This is a genomic window from Robiginitalea myxolifaciens, from assembly GCF_900115205.1.
Classification (GTDB): domain Bacteria; phylum Bacteroidota; class Bacteroidia; order Flavobacteriales; family Flavobacteriaceae; genus Robiginitalea; species Robiginitalea myxolifaciens.
This window is the reverse complement of the sequence record NZ_FOYQ01000002.1, coordinates 157,817-175,793: the sequence shown is the minus strand read 5'-3', so window position 1 is coordinate 175,793 and position 17,977 is coordinate 157,817. Positions and strand designations below refer to the sequence as shown.

The 17,977-nt window shown below is 48.8% G+C and carries 20 protein-coding genes; 16 read left to right on the top strand and 4 right to left on the bottom strand.

From position 1 onward, the window contains the following. The first annotated feature begins 118 nt into the window (after positions 1 to 118). The gene (locus BM318_RS08890) at positions 119 to 1,603 is read left to right on the top strand and encodes a carboxypeptidase-like regulatory domain-containing protein (RefSeq protein WP_092982271.1); all 1,485 of its coding nucleotides are present in this window, start codon (positions 119 to 121) and stop codon (positions 1,601 to 1,603) included. A gap of 4 nt (positions 1,604 to 1,607) precedes the next feature. Here BM318_RS08890 and BM318_RS08885 read toward each other — a convergent pair whose 3' ends face one another. Further along, on the bottom strand, positions 1,608 to 1,961 hold the full coding sequence (locus tag BM318_RS08885) for a 4Fe-4S dicluster domain-containing protein (protein ID WP_092982270.1): 354 nt from the start codon (positions 1,959 to 1,961) through the stop codon (positions 1,608 to 1,610). A gap of 48 nt (positions 1,962 to 2,009) precedes the next feature. On the opposite strand from BM318_RS08885, the gene BM318_RS08880 reads away from it, so the two are divergent. The 9 genes from BM318_RS08880 (at position 2,010) to BM318_RS08840 (ending at position 10,319) form a co-directional block, all read left to right on the top strand. Beyond that, entirely contained in the window at positions 2,010 to 3,077 is a 1,068-nt protein-coding gene (locus tag BM318_RS08880; protein ID WP_092982269.1) for an acyl-CoA reductase, read from the top strand. A gap of 60 nt (positions 3,078 to 3,137) precedes the next feature. Next, entirely contained in the window at positions 3,138 to 4,202 is a 1,065-nt protein-coding gene (gene serC / locus BM318_RS08875) for a 3-phosphoserine/phosphohydroxythreonine transaminase (protein ID WP_092983462.1), read from the top strand. Between the two features lie 29 nt (positions 4,203 to 4,231). After that, on the top strand, positions 4,232 to 5,185 hold the full coding sequence (locus BM318_RS08870) for a D-2-hydroxyacid dehydrogenase (RefSeq protein ID WP_092982268.1): 954 nt from the start codon (positions 4,232 to 4,234) through the stop codon (positions 5,183 to 5,185). Positions 5,186 to 5,270: 85 nt separating this feature from the next. Beyond that, on the top strand, positions 5,271 to 5,903 hold the full coding sequence (locus BM318_RS08865) for a DUF937 domain-containing protein (RefSeq protein WP_092982267.1): 633 nt from the start codon (positions 5,271 to 5,273) through the stop codon (positions 5,901 to 5,903). Positions 5,904 to 6,004: 101 nt separating this feature from the next. Further along, positions 6,005 to 6,451 (top strand): DUF6146 family protein, encoded by a 447-nt coding sequence (locus BM318_RS08860; RefSeq protein WP_092982266.1) that lies wholly within the window; start codon positions 6,005 to 6,007, stop codon positions 6,449 to 6,451. Between the two features lie 29 nt (positions 6,452 to 6,480). Beyond that, positions 6,481 to 6,804 carry a DUF6787 family protein gene (locus BM318_RS08855; RefSeq protein ID WP_092982265.1) on the top strand — a complete coding sequence of 108 codons (324 nt, stop codon included), beginning with the start codon at positions 6,481 to 6,483 and terminating at the stop codon, positions 6,802 to 6,804. Positions 6,805 to 6,863: 59 nt separating this feature from the next. After that, the gene (locus tag BM318_RS08850) at positions 6,864 to 7,187 is read left to right on the top strand and encodes a hypothetical protein (RefSeq protein ID WP_143099949.1); all 324 of its coding nucleotides are present in this window, start codon (positions 6,864 to 6,866) and stop codon (positions 7,185 to 7,187) included. A gap of 94 nt (positions 7,188 to 7,281) precedes the next feature. After that, positions 7,282 to 9,684, top strand: coding sequence for a TonB-dependent receptor (locus BM318_RS08845; RefSeq protein WP_092982263.1), 2,403 nt, complete (start codon positions 7,282 to 7,284; stop codon positions 9,682 to 9,684). Between the two features lie 53 nt (positions 9,685 to 9,737). Next, positions 9,738 to 10,319, top strand: a complete 582-nt coding sequence (locus BM318_RS08840) for a type 1 periplasmic binding fold superfamily protein (RefSeq protein ID WP_245759793.1) — start codon at positions 9,738 to 9,740, stop codon at positions 10,317 to 10,319. 48 nt (positions 10,320 to 10,367) lie between these two features. Here the strand turns inward: BM318_RS08840 and BM318_RS08835 are convergent, their stop codons facing one another. Together BM318_RS08835 and folE are read right to left on the bottom strand one after the other, a co-directional pair. After that, on the bottom strand, positions 10,368 to 10,661 hold the full coding sequence (locus BM318_RS08835; RefSeq protein WP_092982262.1) for a hypothetical protein: 294 nt from the start codon (positions 10,659 to 10,661) through the stop codon (positions 10,368 to 10,370). Continuing rightward, positions 10,661 to 11,260 carry a GTP cyclohydrolase I FolE gene (folE, locus tag BM318_RS08830; protein ID WP_092982261.1) on the bottom strand — a complete coding sequence of 200 codons (600 nt, stop codon included), beginning with the start codon at positions 11,258 to 11,260 and terminating at the stop codon, positions 10,661 to 10,663. Before folE ends, BM318_RS08835 begins: the two co-directional genes overlap by 1 nt. A gap of 76 nt (positions 11,261 to 11,336) precedes the next feature. Here folE and BM318_RS08825 point away from each other — a divergent pair, with 76 nt between their 5' ends. Both BM318_RS08825 and BM318_RS08820 read left to right on the top strand, forming a co-directional pair. After that, positions 11,337 to 12,005, top strand: a complete 669-nt coding sequence (locus tag BM318_RS08825; RefSeq protein WP_092982260.1) for an ABC transporter ATP-binding protein — start codon at positions 11,337 to 11,339, stop codon at positions 12,003 to 12,005. Positions 12,006 to 12,019: 14 nt separating this feature from the next. After that, entirely contained in the window at positions 12,020 to 12,832 is an 813-nt protein-coding gene (locus BM318_RS08820; protein ID WP_092982259.1) for a TIGR02757 family protein, read from the top strand. A gap of 6 nt (positions 12,833 to 12,838) precedes the next feature. Here the strand turns inward: BM318_RS08820 and BM318_RS08815 are convergent, their stop codons facing one another. Continuing rightward, on the bottom strand, positions 12,839 to 13,984 hold the full coding sequence (locus BM318_RS08815) for a Gfo/Idh/MocA family protein (RefSeq protein ID WP_092982258.1): 1,146 nt from the start codon (positions 13,982 to 13,984) through the stop codon (positions 12,839 to 12,841). A gap of 97 nt (positions 13,985 to 14,081) precedes the next feature. On the opposite strand from BM318_RS08815, the gene BM318_RS08810 reads away from it, so the two are divergent. The 4 genes from BM318_RS08810 to BM318_RS08795 are packed head-to-tail and all read left to right on the top strand — an operon-like array spanning position 14,082 to position 17,962. After that, positions 14,082 to 15,611 (top strand): S10 family peptidase, encoded by a 1,530-nt coding sequence (locus BM318_RS08810; protein ID WP_092983456.1) that lies wholly within the window; start codon positions 14,082 to 14,084, stop codon positions 15,609 to 15,611. A gap of 4 nt (positions 15,612 to 15,615) precedes the next feature. Beyond that, on the top strand, positions 15,616 to 16,191 hold the full coding sequence (locus BM318_RS08805) for a hypothetical protein (protein WP_092983458.1): 576 nt from the start codon (positions 15,616 to 15,618) through the stop codon (positions 16,189 to 16,191). A gap of 2 nt (positions 16,192 to 16,193) precedes the next feature. Then, a complete protein-coding gene (locus BM318_RS08800; RefSeq protein ID WP_092982257.1) occupies positions 16,194 to 16,916 on the top strand; it encodes an SGNH/GDSL hydrolase family protein in 723 nt (240 codons plus the stop codon). Beyond that, the gene (locus tag BM318_RS08795) at positions 16,913 to 17,962 is read left to right on the top strand and encodes a glycosyltransferase family 2 protein (RefSeq protein ID WP_245759792.1); all 1,050 of its coding nucleotides are present in this window, start codon (positions 16,913 to 16,915) and stop codon (positions 17,960 to 17,962) included. The genes BM318_RS08800 and BM318_RS08795 overlap by 4 nt, the downstream gene beginning before the upstream one ends. Positions 17,963 to 17,977 lie beyond the last annotated feature (15 nt).

Genomic DNA, 17,977 nt, shown 5'->3' with positions numbered 1-17,977 from the left:
GGCAAATATAAGACGAATTAATGCAGTTATCCACCTTTAACAAAACCTTCGGTAACAAACCACTGGCTCACTCGTCTTACCACTTTATATTCGCAATTATCAATCAAAATCCAACTCCATGAGATCGATAAGGCTCGCACTCTTATTCCTCCTTATTTCCCCCTGTATTTTAGCCCAATCCCTGACCCTTCAATTAAAAGATTCGGAAACAGGAAATCCCGTTCCATACGCTTCGGTAGTTACCGGGGCCCAAACCGGGACCATTAGCAATGGCGAAGGCTATTTTACCGTAGAGCTGCAACGCGTCGATGAAATACTGAAAATCAGCTGTATGGGATACCGCACCCTGGAAATCCCTAAAACAGAACTTTCTGAGGATGCGACAGCGCTGCGCTTGGTTCCTGCCGCCATAAACCTGAATGAGGTTCGTGTTGGCGAACGCATACCTTCGGCAGATGAAATTATCCGTAATGTCGTAGCCAATCTGGATAAAAACTATGCCCCTGGCGATGAGGGCTATGAAGTATTTCTCCGGGAATCGGAACACATGAAATTCAACGAATTGCTGCTGGAACTGGAAAAGGCATCCGATCTGAATAAAAAGGATTTACGAACTGCCGACGCCCGGCTGCGCCAACTGGGGACCGATATCGTAAAATCCAATCCCCGGAATTACATGGACCTTAAAGCATCCTGGAAGAAGACTTCGGACACCACTACTGCGATTCAGGTGGCCCGGGTTACGGAATTGATCGACATGAGCCAGGACTTTTCCATGGATAATATTGAAGAACGTGCGAAAGGAATAATCATGGACCATCTGGACCCGGACCAAACTTACAAAGTCAAGTCTGGTATGTTCAAAATTGAGGACAGCATTTCCCCGGCCATGGAATTCGAAGAAAGCGAAGCAGAGGCCGATAGCATTAGCATGGGATACCTAAAACCTAAGATAAGCCGGATGATGAAAGTGGCCAGCCTTCAAGAGGGGACGTTTATACGCCGGTTCCTGGATCCTGATGCTTATAAATACACCTTTCTGGAAGCGACCTATTTCGATGGCTACTATGTTTACGCAATCCGCTTCCAACCCGATCGCAGGAAGTCTAAATACACTGGAGTCCTCTATGTAGAATCCCAGTCTTATGGCATATTAAAGGCCGATTGGAATTACGCTAAGGGAAAACACGGCTCCAAGATGAATCTGAGATTATTGCTTGGGGTCAAATACAGCGAAGACCTCAGTCGCGGAACGGTCATTTATAAAAGGGATCAGAATCTGCAATTGGTGCCTTACTTCCTGGAGCAAGAATATGGGAGTTATGTATATCTCCATCGCGACCTTAAATTCATAGAGAACAGCCCGAAAAAGAAAAAGGTACGCTTTGATTTCTTACTGGAAGGGCGGAGCCGTGAAAAGGCTGCCCTGCTGGTTAAACCAGCAACACCAGGAGCCTTGAGTAGCATGCCGGAATCGGAGCCGGAAAAAATCCCCCTGATCCGTTTGGATCGCTACGAACCCACGGTATGGCAGGACTCAGAGATCATCGAGCCGCTTGAAGAAATGAAAAACTTTAAGGTAAGTACTAAGAAAAAGCGCTGAAGACTTAGCCTTCAGGATGCATAAAACGCTGTTTTCCGAGCAGCGTTTCTTCGTCCTCTACATGGTCTTCATCGGGTACGCAACAGTCGACCGGGCATACAGCTGCACATTGAGGCTCTTCATGGAAGCCCATGCATTCGGTACACTTGTCCGGGGCAATATAATAGACTTCATCGCTAATGGGCTCCTGTACTTCATCGGCATTAACCTGGTTGCCGTTGGGCAAAACCACATCGCCTTTCAAAGAGGTCCCATCGCTGTATCGCCATTCATCGGCACCTTCATAGATGGCCGTATTGGGGCATTCTGGTTCACAAGCCCCACAATTGATACACTCGTCTGTAATTATGATCGCCATGAGCTATTTTTGCACAAAGGTAAGTGCAAAGCCAAAGCATAGCAAATCATGTCAGCGTTAAAATATCCTTTAAATTCCCTGGTCTCACTTGGCGATTACTTGCGGGAGCAGGTGGCGATGATAACGGCCGAAGCGTCCCATTCAGCAGGAGATCCCGAGTTTATCGCAATGATGGACCGGGCGGAAATCGCGAATCCCTGGTTTACCCGCGAACAACTCCTTTATGCGTTTGGTTCGTGGGCTTCCTTATTGACCGAAGAAAAGCTGAATGCATGGCTTGCCCCATATGCCATTGGCGAGAATAAGCCCGAAGATCAGAAATCCATTGCCCTGGTTCTGGCCGGGAATATTCCACTTGTGGGCTTTCACGATTTGTTGTGCGTATTGTGCAGTGGACATCGCGCCCTGGTGCGCTGCGCCTCGAACGACCAGGTGCTCCTCCCCTTCCTGGCAGATAAACTAATAAGCTGGGATCCTGAGTTTGCCTCGACTATTGAATTCGTATCTGGCACCCTGGAAGGGCAAGATGCAGTGATCGCCACAGGCAGTAATAACACCAGCCGTTATTTCGATTACTATTTCGGGAAGCAGCCGAATATTATTCGCAAGAATCGCAACAGCCTGGCAGTACTGGAAGGAGCTGAGTCCAGCGCGGACCTGCAAGGCGTCGCAGAGGACATTTTCCGGTATTTCGGGATGGGGTGCCGAAGTGTTTCCAAGATCTATGTTCCGGAGGGTTACGATTTTGATTCATTATTTGAGGCTTTTTACCGCTTTAAGGATTATATAAACCATCCGAAATACGCCAATAACTACGATTACAACAAGGCGGTCTATTTAATGAGTGGTTCTAAAATGCTGGACAATGGTTTCCTCCTGCTTAAAGAAGACCCAGGTATGGGCTCTCCTATTGGGACGCTGTTTTATGAAACCTACTCAGATCGGGACGCCCTTACAAATCGATTGGAGGGTGAGGCTGATTCCATTCAGTGCGTGATCAACGGCGCTTCAACTTCAAATGCGATTCCTTTTGGCCAAAGCCAGCTACCCGGCCTGTCGGATTATGCCGATGGCGTAGATACCCTGAAATTCCTCCTGGATTTACGCTTAAATTAATTCCCCAAACTTTGAATTTCAAACTTATTTCAGACCTTTGCCCATCTTAAACCCGCTATGATGAAAATGCACAATTTTAGTGCTGGCCCTTGTATCCTGCCAGCTGAAGTCATGAAAAAAGCAGCCCAGGCTGTGGTAGAACTCGATGGCTCCGGCCTTTCTCTCATCGAAATTTCTCACAGAAGTGTTGAGTTTGTCGCCATCATGGAGAAGGCGCGTAGTCTGGTACTGGAATTGATGGATCTCAAGGGTAAAGGCTATGAAGTTCTTTTTATGCAGGGTGGCGCCAGTATGGAATTTCTTCGCGTAGCCTATAACCTCTTAGAAAACGAAGCGGGTTACATCAATACAGGTACCTGGAGTACCAAAGCTATTAAGGAAGCCAGGTTGTTTGGAAAGGTAGCCGAAGTGGCCTCCTCTGAGGCCGACGGTTTTCGTTCCGTCCCGAAAGGCTATACGATACCGGAAGGGCTGGATTACCTCCACCTGACCACGAACAACACTATTTTCGGAACCCAGTTCAAGGCAATTCCGCAAACGGATGCTCCCCTTGTGGCCGACATGAGCTCGGATATCTTCTCGCGCAACTTCGCCTACGACGCCTTTGACCTGATCTATGCCGGTGCGCAGAAAAATATGGGACCGGCCGGAACTACCGTAGTCATTGTTAAGGGGGAATTACTGGGAAAAGTTAGCCGTAAAATTCCATCGATGCTGGATTACAGCGTGCACCTTTCTAAAGACAGCATGTTCAATACCCCGCCGGTCTTTGCAGTTTATACCTCCATGCTCAATCTGGAGTGGCTGAAAGAACAGGGCGGAATTGGGGCTATCGAAGAAGTTAACGAGAAAAAAGCCAAGCTGCTGTATTCGGAAATTGATTTAAATCCGCTCTTCGAAGGATTTGCGGCCAAGGAGGACCGATCTTCCATGAATGCCACCTTTACCCTCACCAAACCCGAGCTGAAAGAGAAATTCGATAGCATGTGGCGGGCTGCTGGAATTAATGGTCTGAACGGACACCGCTCTGTTGGTGGATACCGGGCTTCGATGTACAATGCCCTGAGCCTGGAAAGTGTTGGGGTACTGGTAGACGTCATGAGCGATCTGGAACGCAACGCCTGATCGTAAACGCGAATTGAGGAACTGAACCTATGAGAATACTTGCCAACGACGGGATAGATCCTGCAGGAAAAGAGGCCCTGGAAGCTGCAGGCTTTGAAGTACTTACTGTTAATGTAGCTCAGGAGCAACTGGCCAACTTTATAAATGACCAAAGTATTCGCGTGCTTTTTGTTCGTTCTGCAACCAAGGTTCGCAAGGAATTGCTGGATGCCTGTCCCGATCTGCGCTTGATTGGCCGGGGTGGCGTTGGGCTGGACAATATTGATGTAGCTTATGCCAAACAGAAGGGAATACCGGTTATCAATACCCCGGAAGCATCTTCGGAATCCGTAGCTGATTTGGTCTTTGCCCATTTGCTGGGAGGATACCGGTTTTTACACCAGGCCAACCGGGACATGCCCCTCGAAGGGGAATCGCGGTTCAAAACCCTCAAAAAGGCCTACTCCAAAGGCAAAGAACTCAAAGGAAGGACCCTGGGAATTATCGGTTTTGGCCTCATTGGTCAGGCTGTGGCACGCAGGGCATTGGCTTTAGGTATGCAGGTGGTTTACTGTGACCCCAAGCAGGAGCAGGTACGGCTGGAACTTCAGTTTGCAGGCGGACATTCCATCGCGTTTGAACTACAGCACCATTCCCTGGAAGAAGTCCTTGCCGTGGCCGATGTCATTAGCCTGCACACTCCGGCCCAGTCGGGTTATCTCTTGGGGTCAAAGGAATTTAAACTCATGAAGCCAGGAGCCGTGCTGATCAATACGGCGCGCGGTGGTTTGGTAGATGAAGCGGCCTTGCTCGATGCCCTGGATGAAGAAATCCTCGACTTTGCTGCCCTGGATGTTTTTGAACAGGAGCCCGCTCCGGCCGTTCAACTCCTTATGCATCCAAAACTTTCGCTTTCCCCCCACATCGGTGCTGCAACCGAAGAGGCACAGGCCAGAATTGGCCTGGAGCTTGCCGAAAAAACAATTGCACTGTTAAAGTCCTAGACTAAGGGAGTAACCCAACCGCTTAGTACTCGGAAATGTGCCAATTTTTGGTATCTTCCCACCTCACTATAAAACACTAACTATAATGTCTGGATTACTCGATTTATTAAACAGCCCTATGGGGCGCCAAATGATTCAGGGCGTGGCTCAGGAAACTGGTCAGGCCGAAGATAAAACTGCTGATGTCCTGAGTATGGCATTGCCCGTGCTTATGGGAGCCATGAAAAAAAATGTCTCCACTTCCGGAGGCGCAGAAGGCCTGATGAGTGCCTTGAGCAACAAACACAACGGAAGCATTCTGGATGATCTTGGCGGACTCTTTGGAGGTGGTGTCGACGATGCCGTTAAACAAGATGGTGCTGGAATTCTGGGACACGTTTTGGGAGGGCGACAACCCGCAGTAGAAAACGCACTCAGTCAGAAGTCGGGGATGGATCCGGGTTCCATTGCGCAGATCCTCAAAATTGCTGCCCCAATCCTCATGGGATTCCTGGGGCGCCAAAAAGCACAAAGTGGCATTTCTGATGGAAGTGGAATGAACGCATTACTCGGCAGTATGCTTGGCGGGCAACCCCAGGGTAACCAAAGCCTTATTCATTCGCTGATAGATTCCGACGGAGATGGAAGCGTTCTCGACGATGTTGCGGATATGGTCCTTGGAAGCAAGAAAAAACAAGGCGGCCTGGGTGGACTCCTGGGTGGTTTATTCGGAAAATAGTTCGTTCCCTAGCCGATAAGCCCCGTTTACTAATCGGGGCTGTTCACAGCTCACTTTTACGAGGTTTTCCTCCTATTTTTGTAACTTAAAATCAAAAAGTTATGAATGTGGGAAGGTTTGTTGTTGGAATTTTTGGAGTAGTACTATTGCTGGGTTGTGTTGCCAAACAACCGCTTGCAATCGGTGAGGAGGAGCGCTCTGTTTTTGCCGAAAATGAACTGGACAGTGTCCTTATCGCCAATAAGGAATCGGAGTACGAAATCGTAATTATTGAACCTGGTTTTTACAACTGGCTAATCACCATTGCCAGACCGGAAGGATACTATTCTCAGACCTTCCTTGAAAACCGAAATCAGGTATTCGTGACAAATTGGAATAATCGGGTATTACTGCCGGCCCAATACGATTCCCGACTTTATGTGCTGCCTATAGATTACGACCCAAAGGAAGACTACGGCTATGAGGTAAACTACAAGCTGTACAATTATTTCATATACTTTCAGCGGCGCTACAATCAGCGTCTGGGGCCATGGGTTCCCCGGCTCTAATGACTATCTTTGCGCCCTAATTCTTTAGCATGCAAAGATTAAAGGAGCGCTGGGGCATTCATTCTAACTGGCAGATAATAGTCATTCTTATTGTTTTTGCAATTACAGGCTCCTCTTCGGTTTGGGTAGCCCGCCCGGTTTTAGACTGGATTGGACTGGACAGCCTCCGGGAATTGGAGCAATGGTGGGGAAGCTGGTTGTACTGGACGCTGCGCATCTTATTGATTTTCCCCATTTATCAGGTGCTTTTGGTTGCATTTGGGTGGCTTTTTGGCCAATTCCGATTCTTTTGGAACTTTGAAAAAAAAATGCTTCAACGTATGGGGTTAGGCTTCCTATTTCGGGCAAATTAAGATTTCATTAACGTTCTTTGCGCCTTGCATTACCGTTCTTTGTGGCAATCTCAATGGCCTTGTTACGTACCATAGTAGTTAGTTGCCTTGCTTTTGCCCTGTTAGCCCCTTCTGGCTTTAAGGCATATCACGCCCTTGCAGATCACCTGGAGAGCAGCTGTGACGCCCAATGCCAAAGCGATTTATCCACACACCTGCACGAGCGGGAGTTTCACTGTAGCTTTGATCACTTTGTCCTCTCCCCTTTTCAGATAAGTTTTCTGGAATTTACGGCAACCGAACCACTGATTGCCTTTTTCAAGCTTGAGCCCCTTCAAGATAACTCCTATGTGTTCCACCTTCCGGGTGGAAAAATGCTTCGGGCTCCACCTGTATCTTCCTAATGCTATTTAGCCCTTGAAATGGCTGTATTGGGTGTGATCCTGACTTAGGGATCAAAACACACCGCTGCTTTATTTTTTCAATTCCTCGAAAATTATGCGAACCCTCTGGGTGCACCTTTTAGTTCTTCTTAGCGCCAATGTTGTCTCAGCGCAACAGTGCGACCTCGTGCTTTCCGGTAAAGTTTTGGATTTCCACGATCAGTCTCCCTTATCCGGAGCAGTGATCGAGGTTACCGCACGAGATCTCTATGCACAGACCGATCCCCTGGGCAGTTTTACGCTCAAAGGATTGTGTCCCGGTGTCTATGAATTACAAGTTTCCCACCCGGAATGCAGTACAATTTTCCGCGTCGTTGAGATTTCTGAAGATTCTGAAATCAAAATCTCGCTGGAACACCACATTGAGGAATTGGAGGAAGTACTTGTGACCGGGGAATCCGATCCTAATGAAGTGGCATCCCAGGCCGAAGCCGTACTGAATACCGAAACCCTGCGCGAGTTTAGCGGGGCCAGTCTCGGGGACGCATTAAAGCGAATCAGTGGGGTTAATAGCATCAACACCGGATCAAACATCGTAAAACCGGTAATTCAAGGGTTGTATGGATCCCGGGTGATCGTGATGAACAATGAGGTTCGCATGCAGGATATGGAATGGGGAGAAGAACATGCCCCAACCGTTGATATCAATGCTGCGGATCGCGTACGTGTTCTGAAAGGTTCATCTGCCCTGCGATACGGAAGCGATGCTGTGGGAGGAATAATTCTTATGGAAGGATCCCTATTCCCCGCCCGGGACAGTATTTGGGGAGCCACCCAGATTACAGGAAATACCAATGGGCGCGGTGGAACCATCGGTTCTGAAGTTAACCGCACCTGGGATTCCGGGATGTACGCCAGTGTGCAAGGCAGCTATCGCCGCAGTGGCGATCTCGAGGCTCCGGATTACCTGCTTACCAACACAGGTACCCAGCAGCTGGGTCTGAGTCTGGAGGTGGGTAAACGCAGTTTCACCTCCGGATGGAATGTGTATTATTCCTATTTCGATACGGATATCGCTGTTTTGAGATCCTCCCATATCGGCAACGTAGATGACCTGATTCGAAGTATAAATTCAGGGGAGCCTGAGTTTATCGAACCCTTTTCCTATGATCTGGCTGAACCTCGTCAAGAGGTAAACCACCATCTGGGTAAGGCGGAATATTTCCGGCGGATCGAAGGTGTGGGCAAATGGGAAATCCAATACGATTTTCAACGCAATCGCCGGTTCGAATTCGATATCAATCGTTCCTCCTCGGATATAGGGAGACCTGCGATTGACCTAACGCTTACAACCCATACCCTGCAGTCTTTCCTTACCATTGACAAGTTCAGTGGGCGGAAACTGGAGTTTGGGATAAGCGGACGGTATCAGGATAACTTCGCCAATCCGGATACCGGGGTTCGCCGCCTCATCCCGGATTACGATCGTTACGAAGCCGGTGCCTTTGGTGCGCTGGAGTGGGAGCTTTCCCCCTTCTGGGTATTTGATGGGGGTATGCGTTTGGATTTCAGCCGCATCGATGCCCGCAAATTCTATCGTACCAGCCGATGGAATGAACGGGGGTATCAGGAGGATTTCGGGGATATCGTTGTAGAAGATCTGGGCACGCAATTGTTGACCAATCCTGTTTTGGATTATACTACGTTTTCAGTTGCCTCCGGCCTTAGTTGGATCCCGGATACCCAATGGACGGTGGGAGTAAACCTCTCGGCCTCCCAACGGGCTCCGAATCCTGCCGAATTGTTCAGCGACGGTTTGCACCATTCCGCTGCCCGTATTGAATTGGGAGACCTGAGGATCGATAAAGAGACCTCGTATAAGGGAGCTATTACGGCAAATTACAATAGCCAAAAGCTTAGTGCCGAAGTAACCCCTTATTACAACTATATCTCGGATTTTATCCTGTTGGAGCCCGAGGGGGTTGAATTTACCATCAGAGGGGCCTTCCCGGTTTGGAATTACCGGCAAACCAATGCGGCCTTACTTGGCCTGGATGTGAATATAAATTACGAGTGGACGGACATGCTGAGTTCGCAGCACCAGTTTTCCTTAGTCAAAGGCCGGGACCTGGATCAGGACGGCCCGCTGATTAATATTCCGGCGGCCAATACGCGCAACGCCGTGCAGTTAGAATTGGAAGAACTGAATAACCTTCGGTTTGGCCTGGAGAGTCGTTATGTTTTCCGGCAGAATGAGACCCCGGAAAATATCATTGTTTTCTCACCAGAACAAAATCAAGATGTGGAACTGGAAATAAATACGGCACCACCCGCCTACCACCTGATGAATTTTAACGCAGGTTTGGATTTTGAACTTTCAGGCAAAACAACCCTGGCCGTTAACCTACGGGTACAGAACCTGTGGAACACGAGCTATAGGGACTATTTGAATCGATTGCGCTATTTCGCCGACAGCCCGGGACGCAACTGGGTGCTCGATTTACGAATAAATTATTAACGATTATTAAAATGATAAAACCTAATATTTCAACACTTTATAAATCAATTGCTATGTATAACACGAATAACACAAAAACGATGAATTCAGGTAAGATTACCCTTAAACTGTTAGCCTTAATCGCAGTATTCGGATTTTGGTCCTGTAGTGATGACGACGATCCGGCACCCATTGATGAGGAAGAAACGATTACCACGTTAACAGCGGTACTCGCGGAAACTGGCGGGTCCACAATTACCCTCCAATCCCGTGATCTGGACGGAGATGGACCAGACGCTCCTGTAATCACAGTTTCAGGACCGCTTGCAGCGAATACCTCTTATGCAGGTGCGATCACGCTACTCAATGAAACCGAATCTCCAGCAGAGAACATTACCGAGGAAATTGAGGAGGAAGACGATGAGCACCAATTCTTTTTCGCAACCACGGGTAACATAAATAGTGTTACGTACGCAGACCAGGACGATGATGGGAATCCGGTTGGATTATCCTTTGTACTGACTACCGGTGATGCCGGAGCAGCGACCATCACCATCACCCTGCGCCACGAGCCTAAAAAGCCAAACGATGGAACCCTGAGTGATGCTGGAGGAGAAACAGATATTGCCCAGTCCTTTACGCTGGATATTCAGTAAAGAACCATTAGCTTAAAAGAGCCGCCCGATGCGAATCGGGCGGTTTTTTTATGTCTCGGCGGGTAGCCCCCGGTCCTTGCGGATAAAGGTCTGATAGATCCACATTAAGGTGAATGTAGGCACAATGTCCGTCCCGGGTAGCACTTCTTCCACGAAGGTAATAAACGCCCCGGCCTTTCCACTCCTGCCGGGATACATGCGGGTCATGAGCCATGCAGCAAGCGGGGCCCATATCAAATCCAGGGCCGGACCCAATCCGGGAATCAGGTAGCTCAGCATGCCTATCCCATCGAAGAGCAGGCCCAGCAACAATTTGCGATACTTACCTTGAGCTAAAGCCATCAGGAGAGGTCTGAACTAATGAGTTTGAGGAACTCGTTACGGGTTTCGATTTTTTCAAATTGTCCCCGGAAACCTGAGGTTGTCGTCACGGAATTCTGCTTTTGAACCCCGCGCATCATCATACACATGTGGGCTGCTTCTATGACCACAGCCACTCCCTTGGGTTTTAAGGTGGTATTGATGCATTCCAAAATATCATGGGTCAGGCGTTCCTGCACCTGAAGCCGCCTGGAAAAGACATCGACCACCCGGGGAATTTTACTCAAGCCCACGATTTGTCCGTTTGGAATGTAGGCCACATGAGCCTTACCAAAAAAAGGAAGCATGTGATGCTCGCAGAGGGAATACAACTCAATGTCTTTGATGATTACCATTTCGTTGTAATCTTCCTTGAACATTGCCCCCTTAAGAATCTTAACGGCGTCCTGCTGGTATCCCTGTGTCAAGAAAAGCATTGCTTTTGCAGCACGCTCCGGGGTTTTTTCCAGGCCTTCGCGCTCCACATCCTCCCCGATTTCATCCAGAATACGCAAATAACGCTCCTTGATTTCCTGAGTGAGTTCAATATCGTATTCTTCGAGTTGTCGGAATGGGGACATATAGTGGTTTAAGGGATTTGTAATTGCTTAAAGATGCTAAAAATTTCCGTACTTTCCCATCCGCAATTAAGCCTGCATGATTCGCGCTAAAAACATCCACAAAAAATACGGGGAACTCGAAGTACTTAAAGGGGTAGACTTGAATATTTCCAAAGGGGAAATCGTATCCATTGTCGGGGCTTCCGGTGCCGGAAAAACTACCTTATTGCAAATATTGGGAACATTGGATCGCCCAAGTCCGGGATACGATACGGAAATTGTTATCGATGAGCAGTCCATCATAAATATGGGCGAAAAAAAGCTGGCAAAATTCCGAAACGAGCACATCGGCTTTATCTTTCAGTTCCACCAGTTGCTGCCCGAGTTTACTGCCCTGGAAAATGTTTGCATTCCAGCATTTATCAAGGACGTGGACAAAAAGGAAGCAGAAACCCGTGCGGCCGAGTTAATGGCTTTCCTAGGATTGGATCACCGAACTACCCACAAACCCGGAGCCCTTTCGGGCGGAGAGCAACAGCGGGTTGCCGTTGCACGTGCCCTGATGAATCGGCCAGGGGTAGTCCTCGCCGATGAACCCAGTGGCAACCTGGATTCGGCTAGCGCCGACAAACTACATCGCCTCTTCTTTGACCTTCGCGATCAGTATGGTCAAACCTTCGTTATCGTAACGCATAACGAGGAATTAGCCGATATGGCCGATCGCAAACTCACCATGGTAGATGGGCTGATCGTTTCTGGCAATTAATCCGGTTCATGGTCATGTCTTTCGAAGAACTTCGCGAATTCCTCAACGAGAAAGTAACGCAGTACCAGCGACCTGAATTCCTTGAGGAGGATCCCATTCAGATTCCCCATCGGTTTCAGCTCAAGGAAGATATTGAGATAGCTGGGTTACTCACCGCAACAATAGCCTGGGGCAATCGGAAGAGTATTCTCCGCAGTGCGACTGCGATGATGGAGCTCATGGATAATTCCCCTTATCGATTTTGCCTGGAAGCGAGTGAGAAAGAAATCGAAGGGCTCAAGGGATTTGTGCACCGCACTTTTAACGGGGAAGACCTTAGCTGCTTTGTTCTTGCATTACGGGAGATTTACAACCGGCACAACGGTCTCGAAACGCTTTTCACTGCTGGCTTTAATACAAATAATATTGTTTCCGAACCTAAACTACCGCTGGGGCCTGCCGCTTTGGCGATATCCCATGCCCGAAGCATATTTTTTGACTCGGATCATCCCCAAAGATCCGAGAAACACTTCGCAGATCCTATAAGGGGCTCCGCGGCCAAGCGTTTGAACATGTATTTACGCTGGATGGTACGCCCGGCAGATGCAGGGGTGGATTTTGGATTGTGGAAGCAAATTTCTCCCAGCCAGCTTTCCTGCCCGCTCGATGTCCATAGCGGTAATGTTGCCCGTAGCTTGGGCCTATTAAAACGAAAGCAAAACGATGCCCGCGCGGTTTTTGAACTCGACGCAAAACTCAAGCAACTGGATCCCTCAGATCCGGTGCGCTATGATTTTGCCCTCTTTGGACTGGGAGTATACGAGGGGTTTGCCAACAAAGTCAAATAGTTGCAGTTATTGCGCTGTCACAATCCCGTATTCCTGGGGAAGATTCAGGGTTATTTCCCTTCCCCCTTCCTTAATGGACTGGTAAATGGCCTCTACGATAATCATATCGCGTTTGCCCATTTCCCCTGGCGCGCGATTGGGTGTATCATATAAAATGTGGCTGGCAAAATCGTCCATTTGCAATTTTTGCTGGGATTCATGTGGAAATGAAATGGAACCCGAAGACGTTCTGCCCGATAAGGGTCCGTAATTATTGGCCGGTTGCAACTCAAACCAGCCCGAATCGCAAGAGCCATACAATCTATTAGCGGAGGCGTTATGGGAGGTCATCATCTGCCCCACCACCCCGTTTGGAAAAGTAAATTGAGCCGTAATGGTTTCATCGGTATCCCTGAAGTACTCGGGTCGTGTGGAAAACTCCTGAGCCGAGACAGTAAGGGGATTCATCCCACAGGAATAAATACAGCTTTGGATGGAATACACCCCCATATTCATCAAAGCACCCCCACCGGATAGCGATCGGTCCAGTCGCCACTGATTGGGATTCCCCCGTGAGATATAGGCAGCATCTGCGGAAACAAATCGGACTGCACCGAACGTCTTCTCGCGTACGTATTTTTTAATCTCCTGGGTATAGGGTTCAGATTGCAGGCGATATCCCATGCCCAGCTTTACACCAGCCTCCTGACACGCAGCTATTATGGCATCGCATTCGGCTACGTTCATCCCCATAGGTTTTTCACAGATTACGTGCTTGCCTGCCTGAGCCGCCCTAATGGCGAATTCGGCATGCATACTGTTGGGGAGCACCACGTAGACAATAGCTATTGCATCGTCCTGTGCGATCTGATCATAGGTTTCATAGGAATAACAGTGCTCGGGATCCAGGTTGTATTTGGCCTGCCAGGTTCTAGCTTTGGCCGGGGTTCCGGTGACAATTCCCGCCAGATAACAGTGTTCGGTATCCTGCAGTGCCGGCGCCAGTTGGTAGGTACTGTACGATCCCAAGCCCACTAGGGCTACCCCTAATTTTTGATCCGCCGTACCTGCAATCCTGCCGGAACAAGAAAGCGGAAGATGTCCCAGAAGGGCCATCGAAGCAGCGCCGCGGCTAACTTTTTTACTAAAACTTCTGCGTGTAATTCCTCCCATATCTTAAAGATAAGCAAGAATCTAAAGCCAAAGGCTCCATTAAAAAGTGTTATTTTAGGAGAACCCTTAAATGGAACGTAAATCGATTAACACTTCTATGAAAACCAGTAACCAACCCCTCTCCTTTTCCCTGAAATCTCTTTTGAAATCAGCACTCATCTTATTCCTGACCCTTTCCACCGCAGGAATTCAGGCACAGAATCGGAAACTCCCAATCGACACTACTGTTGTCAGCCAGCACAGCGTGACCATAAACGGTCAGGCAATCAACTACACGGCAGAAACCGGGACGCAACCGGTTTGGGACGAAATGGGGGAGCCAATCGCCTCCTTGCACTATACCTATTACACCCGAAATGGTGTTCGGGATCGAGGCTCTCGACCCTTGCTCATTTCGTTTAATGGAGGGCCCGGGTCAGGCTCTGTTTGGATGCACCTGGCTTATACCGGACCCCGTGTGCTGCGAATCGATGATGAAGGCTATCCGGTGCAACCCTATGGCGTAGACGCGAATCCCTTCTCGGTATTGGATGTGACCGATATTGTCTACGTAAATCCTGCCAATACCGGCTATTCCAGAACTATCCCAGAGATGGGTAAAGAAGTGGATCGCGAGAAATTCTTTGGAATCAACGCCGATGTGGAATACCTCTCCGAGTGGCTCAACACCTTTGTGACGCGTCACAATCGCTGGCGCTCCCCCAAATATATCATTGGCGAAAGCTATGGGGGAACACGAGTGATGGGACTTTCCCTGGCCTTACAGAATCGGCAGTGGATGTACCTGAACGGGGTGATTATGGTTTCTCCTGCGGACTATAAGGTTTTCCGGGACGCCGATCCAGTGAGCAGCGCCCTCAACCTTCCATACTTCACAGCGGCTGCCTGGTACCAAAAAGCGCTTTCCCCGGAATTACAACAGAAGGACTTACTGGAAATCCTGCCGGAGTCAGAAGCCTTTACCATAGATGAGCTCCTTCCTGCAATAGCTAAGGGCGGCTTTATTTCCGATTCCAAGCGAAACGCTATTGCCGAACGCATGTCTTACTATTCCGGGCTTTCGGCTAAAGAAATCCTCGACCACAACCTGGATGTTCCCACAGGGTATTTTTGGAAAGCCCTCTTGCGGGACAAGAGTGGATATACCATTGGCCGTCTGGACAGTCGTTATCTGGGCATTGATAAAACCCTTGCCGGAACCAGTCCGGATTACTCCGCAGAACTAACCTCCTGGCTGCACAGTTTTACCCCGGCTATCAATTATTATTTACAGGAGGAACTGGGCTTTAAAACAGACATTAAATACAACATGTTTGGCCCGGTACGTCCCTGGAATGACGATGACGATAATGTCCGGGATAATTTGCGCCAGGCCATGGCCGAAAATCCATATTTAAACGTTTTGATCCAAAGTGGATACTACGACGGAGCCACTACTTATTTCGCTGCCAAATACACCATGTGGCAGGTCGATCCCAGTGGCAAAATGAAGGACCGATTTGAATTCAAAGGCTACAGAAGTGGCCATATGATGTATTTAAGGCGGGAAGATCTCAAAAAAGCCAATGACGATCTGCGCGCCTTTATTCTCAGGACCCAGGCCAAAGGCCAAAGTGCTAAATACTAAACTTATGAAACGAATTATCGCAATCCTCGCACTGGCGTTCCCGTTGATCGCCGCTGCTCAGAACATCCCTGATTCCGAATGGCAGATTAAAACCGCCCTGATGGCGGTGCCCGAAGATTACAGGGATGGCGCTAAAGTCTATGGGTATAATGCCCAGGGGGAATTTGTTACCCTTCGGGAAGGAAGCAATGCCTACATTGCTCTGGCCGACGATCCGAACAACCCGAAATTTTCCACCGCTGCCTACCACAAAGATCTGGAGCCCTTTATGGCACGGGGACGCGAGCTAAAAGCCCAGGGTAAGGGATTTGAAGAAATCTTTAGTACCCGGGAGGAAGAGGTTAAATCAGGAGCCCTGAAAATGCCTGATAAATCTACCTTATGCGTTTTTACCGGGGAAGTTAATGCCGAAACGGGGGAAATCGAAAATCCCTACGTACGCTACGTCTTTTATATGCCCTTTGCTACGGGGGAATCAACAGGGTTACCGACTACCCCTACGCCACCAGGCCATGCCTGGCTCATGGACCCGGGAACACATCGCGCCCATATCATGATTACTCCCCCTAAAAAGAATTGAGAATGGCTGCAACCTATCTGGCTCAGTTTGGATTGAAAAGAATTGCCTGGGCACTGCTTCCTTTTTTGTTTTCAGCACCTAATTCGTTACGTGCGCAGGATTGGCCCGACCTAAGCGCCTTCGCAGCAGCTAACGCAGAAATAGGGGCCCCTAAACCCGGTGAGGATCGCGTGGTTTTCATGGGTAATTCCATCACAATCGGGTGGTTACAGGGAATGCCGGAGTTTTTTTTTGGCAAACCGTATATCAATCGTGGAATAAGCGGGCAAACCACTCCGCAAATGCTCCTTCGCTTTCGACAGGATGTGCTTGCCCTGCAACCCAAGGTGGTCGTAATCCTTGCAGGTACCAATGATATCGCGGGTAATACAGGTCCTATGACCTTGCAACAAATCCTGGACAACTTAAAATCCATGGCCGAAATTGCCCGGGCTAATGGCGTTGAACCTGTACTTTCTTCAGTACTTCCCGCCTATGATTATCCCTGGCGACCAGGCTTGGCGCCCAATGTTAAGATTCCCAAGCTCAATGCCATGATCCGGGAGTATGCGATGGAACATGATATTGTATACCTCGATTATTTCTCGGCGATGGCCGACGATAGAAATGGCCTGGACAAAACCCTGGCATCCGACGAGGTACATCCAACCCCCAAAGGATATCAAATGATGGCTCCTCTGGCCGAAGCTGCTATAGCTAAAGCGCTCAAAAAAGGCTCGCCTTGACCGATACCCCACTGGTTAGTATACTGATCCCCTATAAGAATACTGCTGAATTCCTGCCCGAGTGCCTGGAATCTATTTTACAACAGGGCTATTCCAATTTCGAAATCCTCGCCGTAAATGATAATTCTGCCGATAGCAGTCGTGGAATTATCCAGGAGTTCGCTGCACGCGACCCACGCGTCAAGGATTTGGTATCCCATGGCGAAGGGATTATTCCTGCCCTGAGAACGGCCTTTTCGGTAAGCAAGGGCAAGCTGGTTACCCGAATGGATTCGGATGATATCATGATGCCCGATCGTCTGGGTGCCATGGTTCGGGACTTGCAGCAGTCGGGAAAAGGACATTTGGCTGTAGGTCAGGTGAAGTACTTTTCAGATCGCGGGATTTCCGACGGTTATGCCCGCTATGAAAAATGGTTGAATGGCTTAACGGCAACGGGGACAAATTTCTCGGAGATATACAAGGAATGCGTTATCCCCTCCCCCTGCTGGATGCTTTGGCGTGAGGATTTACTGGCTTGTGAGGCCTTTGAGCCCAACAGGTATCCGGAAGACTACGACCTCTGTTTCCGATTTTATCGGGAAGGACTTATCTGTATTCCTAACGCTGAATGCCTGCACCTTTGGCGGGATTACGATTCGCGTACTTCTCGAAATTCAGAACATTATGCGCAGAACTATTTTCTGGAAATCAAAACGCACTATTTCCTGGAATTGGATCGGGATCCCAATCGGGAATTATTTCTTTGGGGTGCAGGATTTAAAGGAAAGAAGATTGCACGGATTTTACAGCAGCACAGGCAGCCCTTTCAGTGGATTTGTGATAATCCCTTGAAAATAGGTAAGAAGATTTACGGGGTGGAGTTATCTCATTATGAAAGGATTCTTAAGCCTGATACACCTGAAACCCAAGTAAAAACATCGAACGGGTCGAAGACTCCGCAAAGTATCATCAGCGTGGCCAATGAGGAGGCGCAGCGGGAGATTCGCGATTTCCTTCATACCCAGGGCTGGGCTCCGATGAAGAATTATTTCTTTTTCTGTTGATTCATTTCCCGGCAT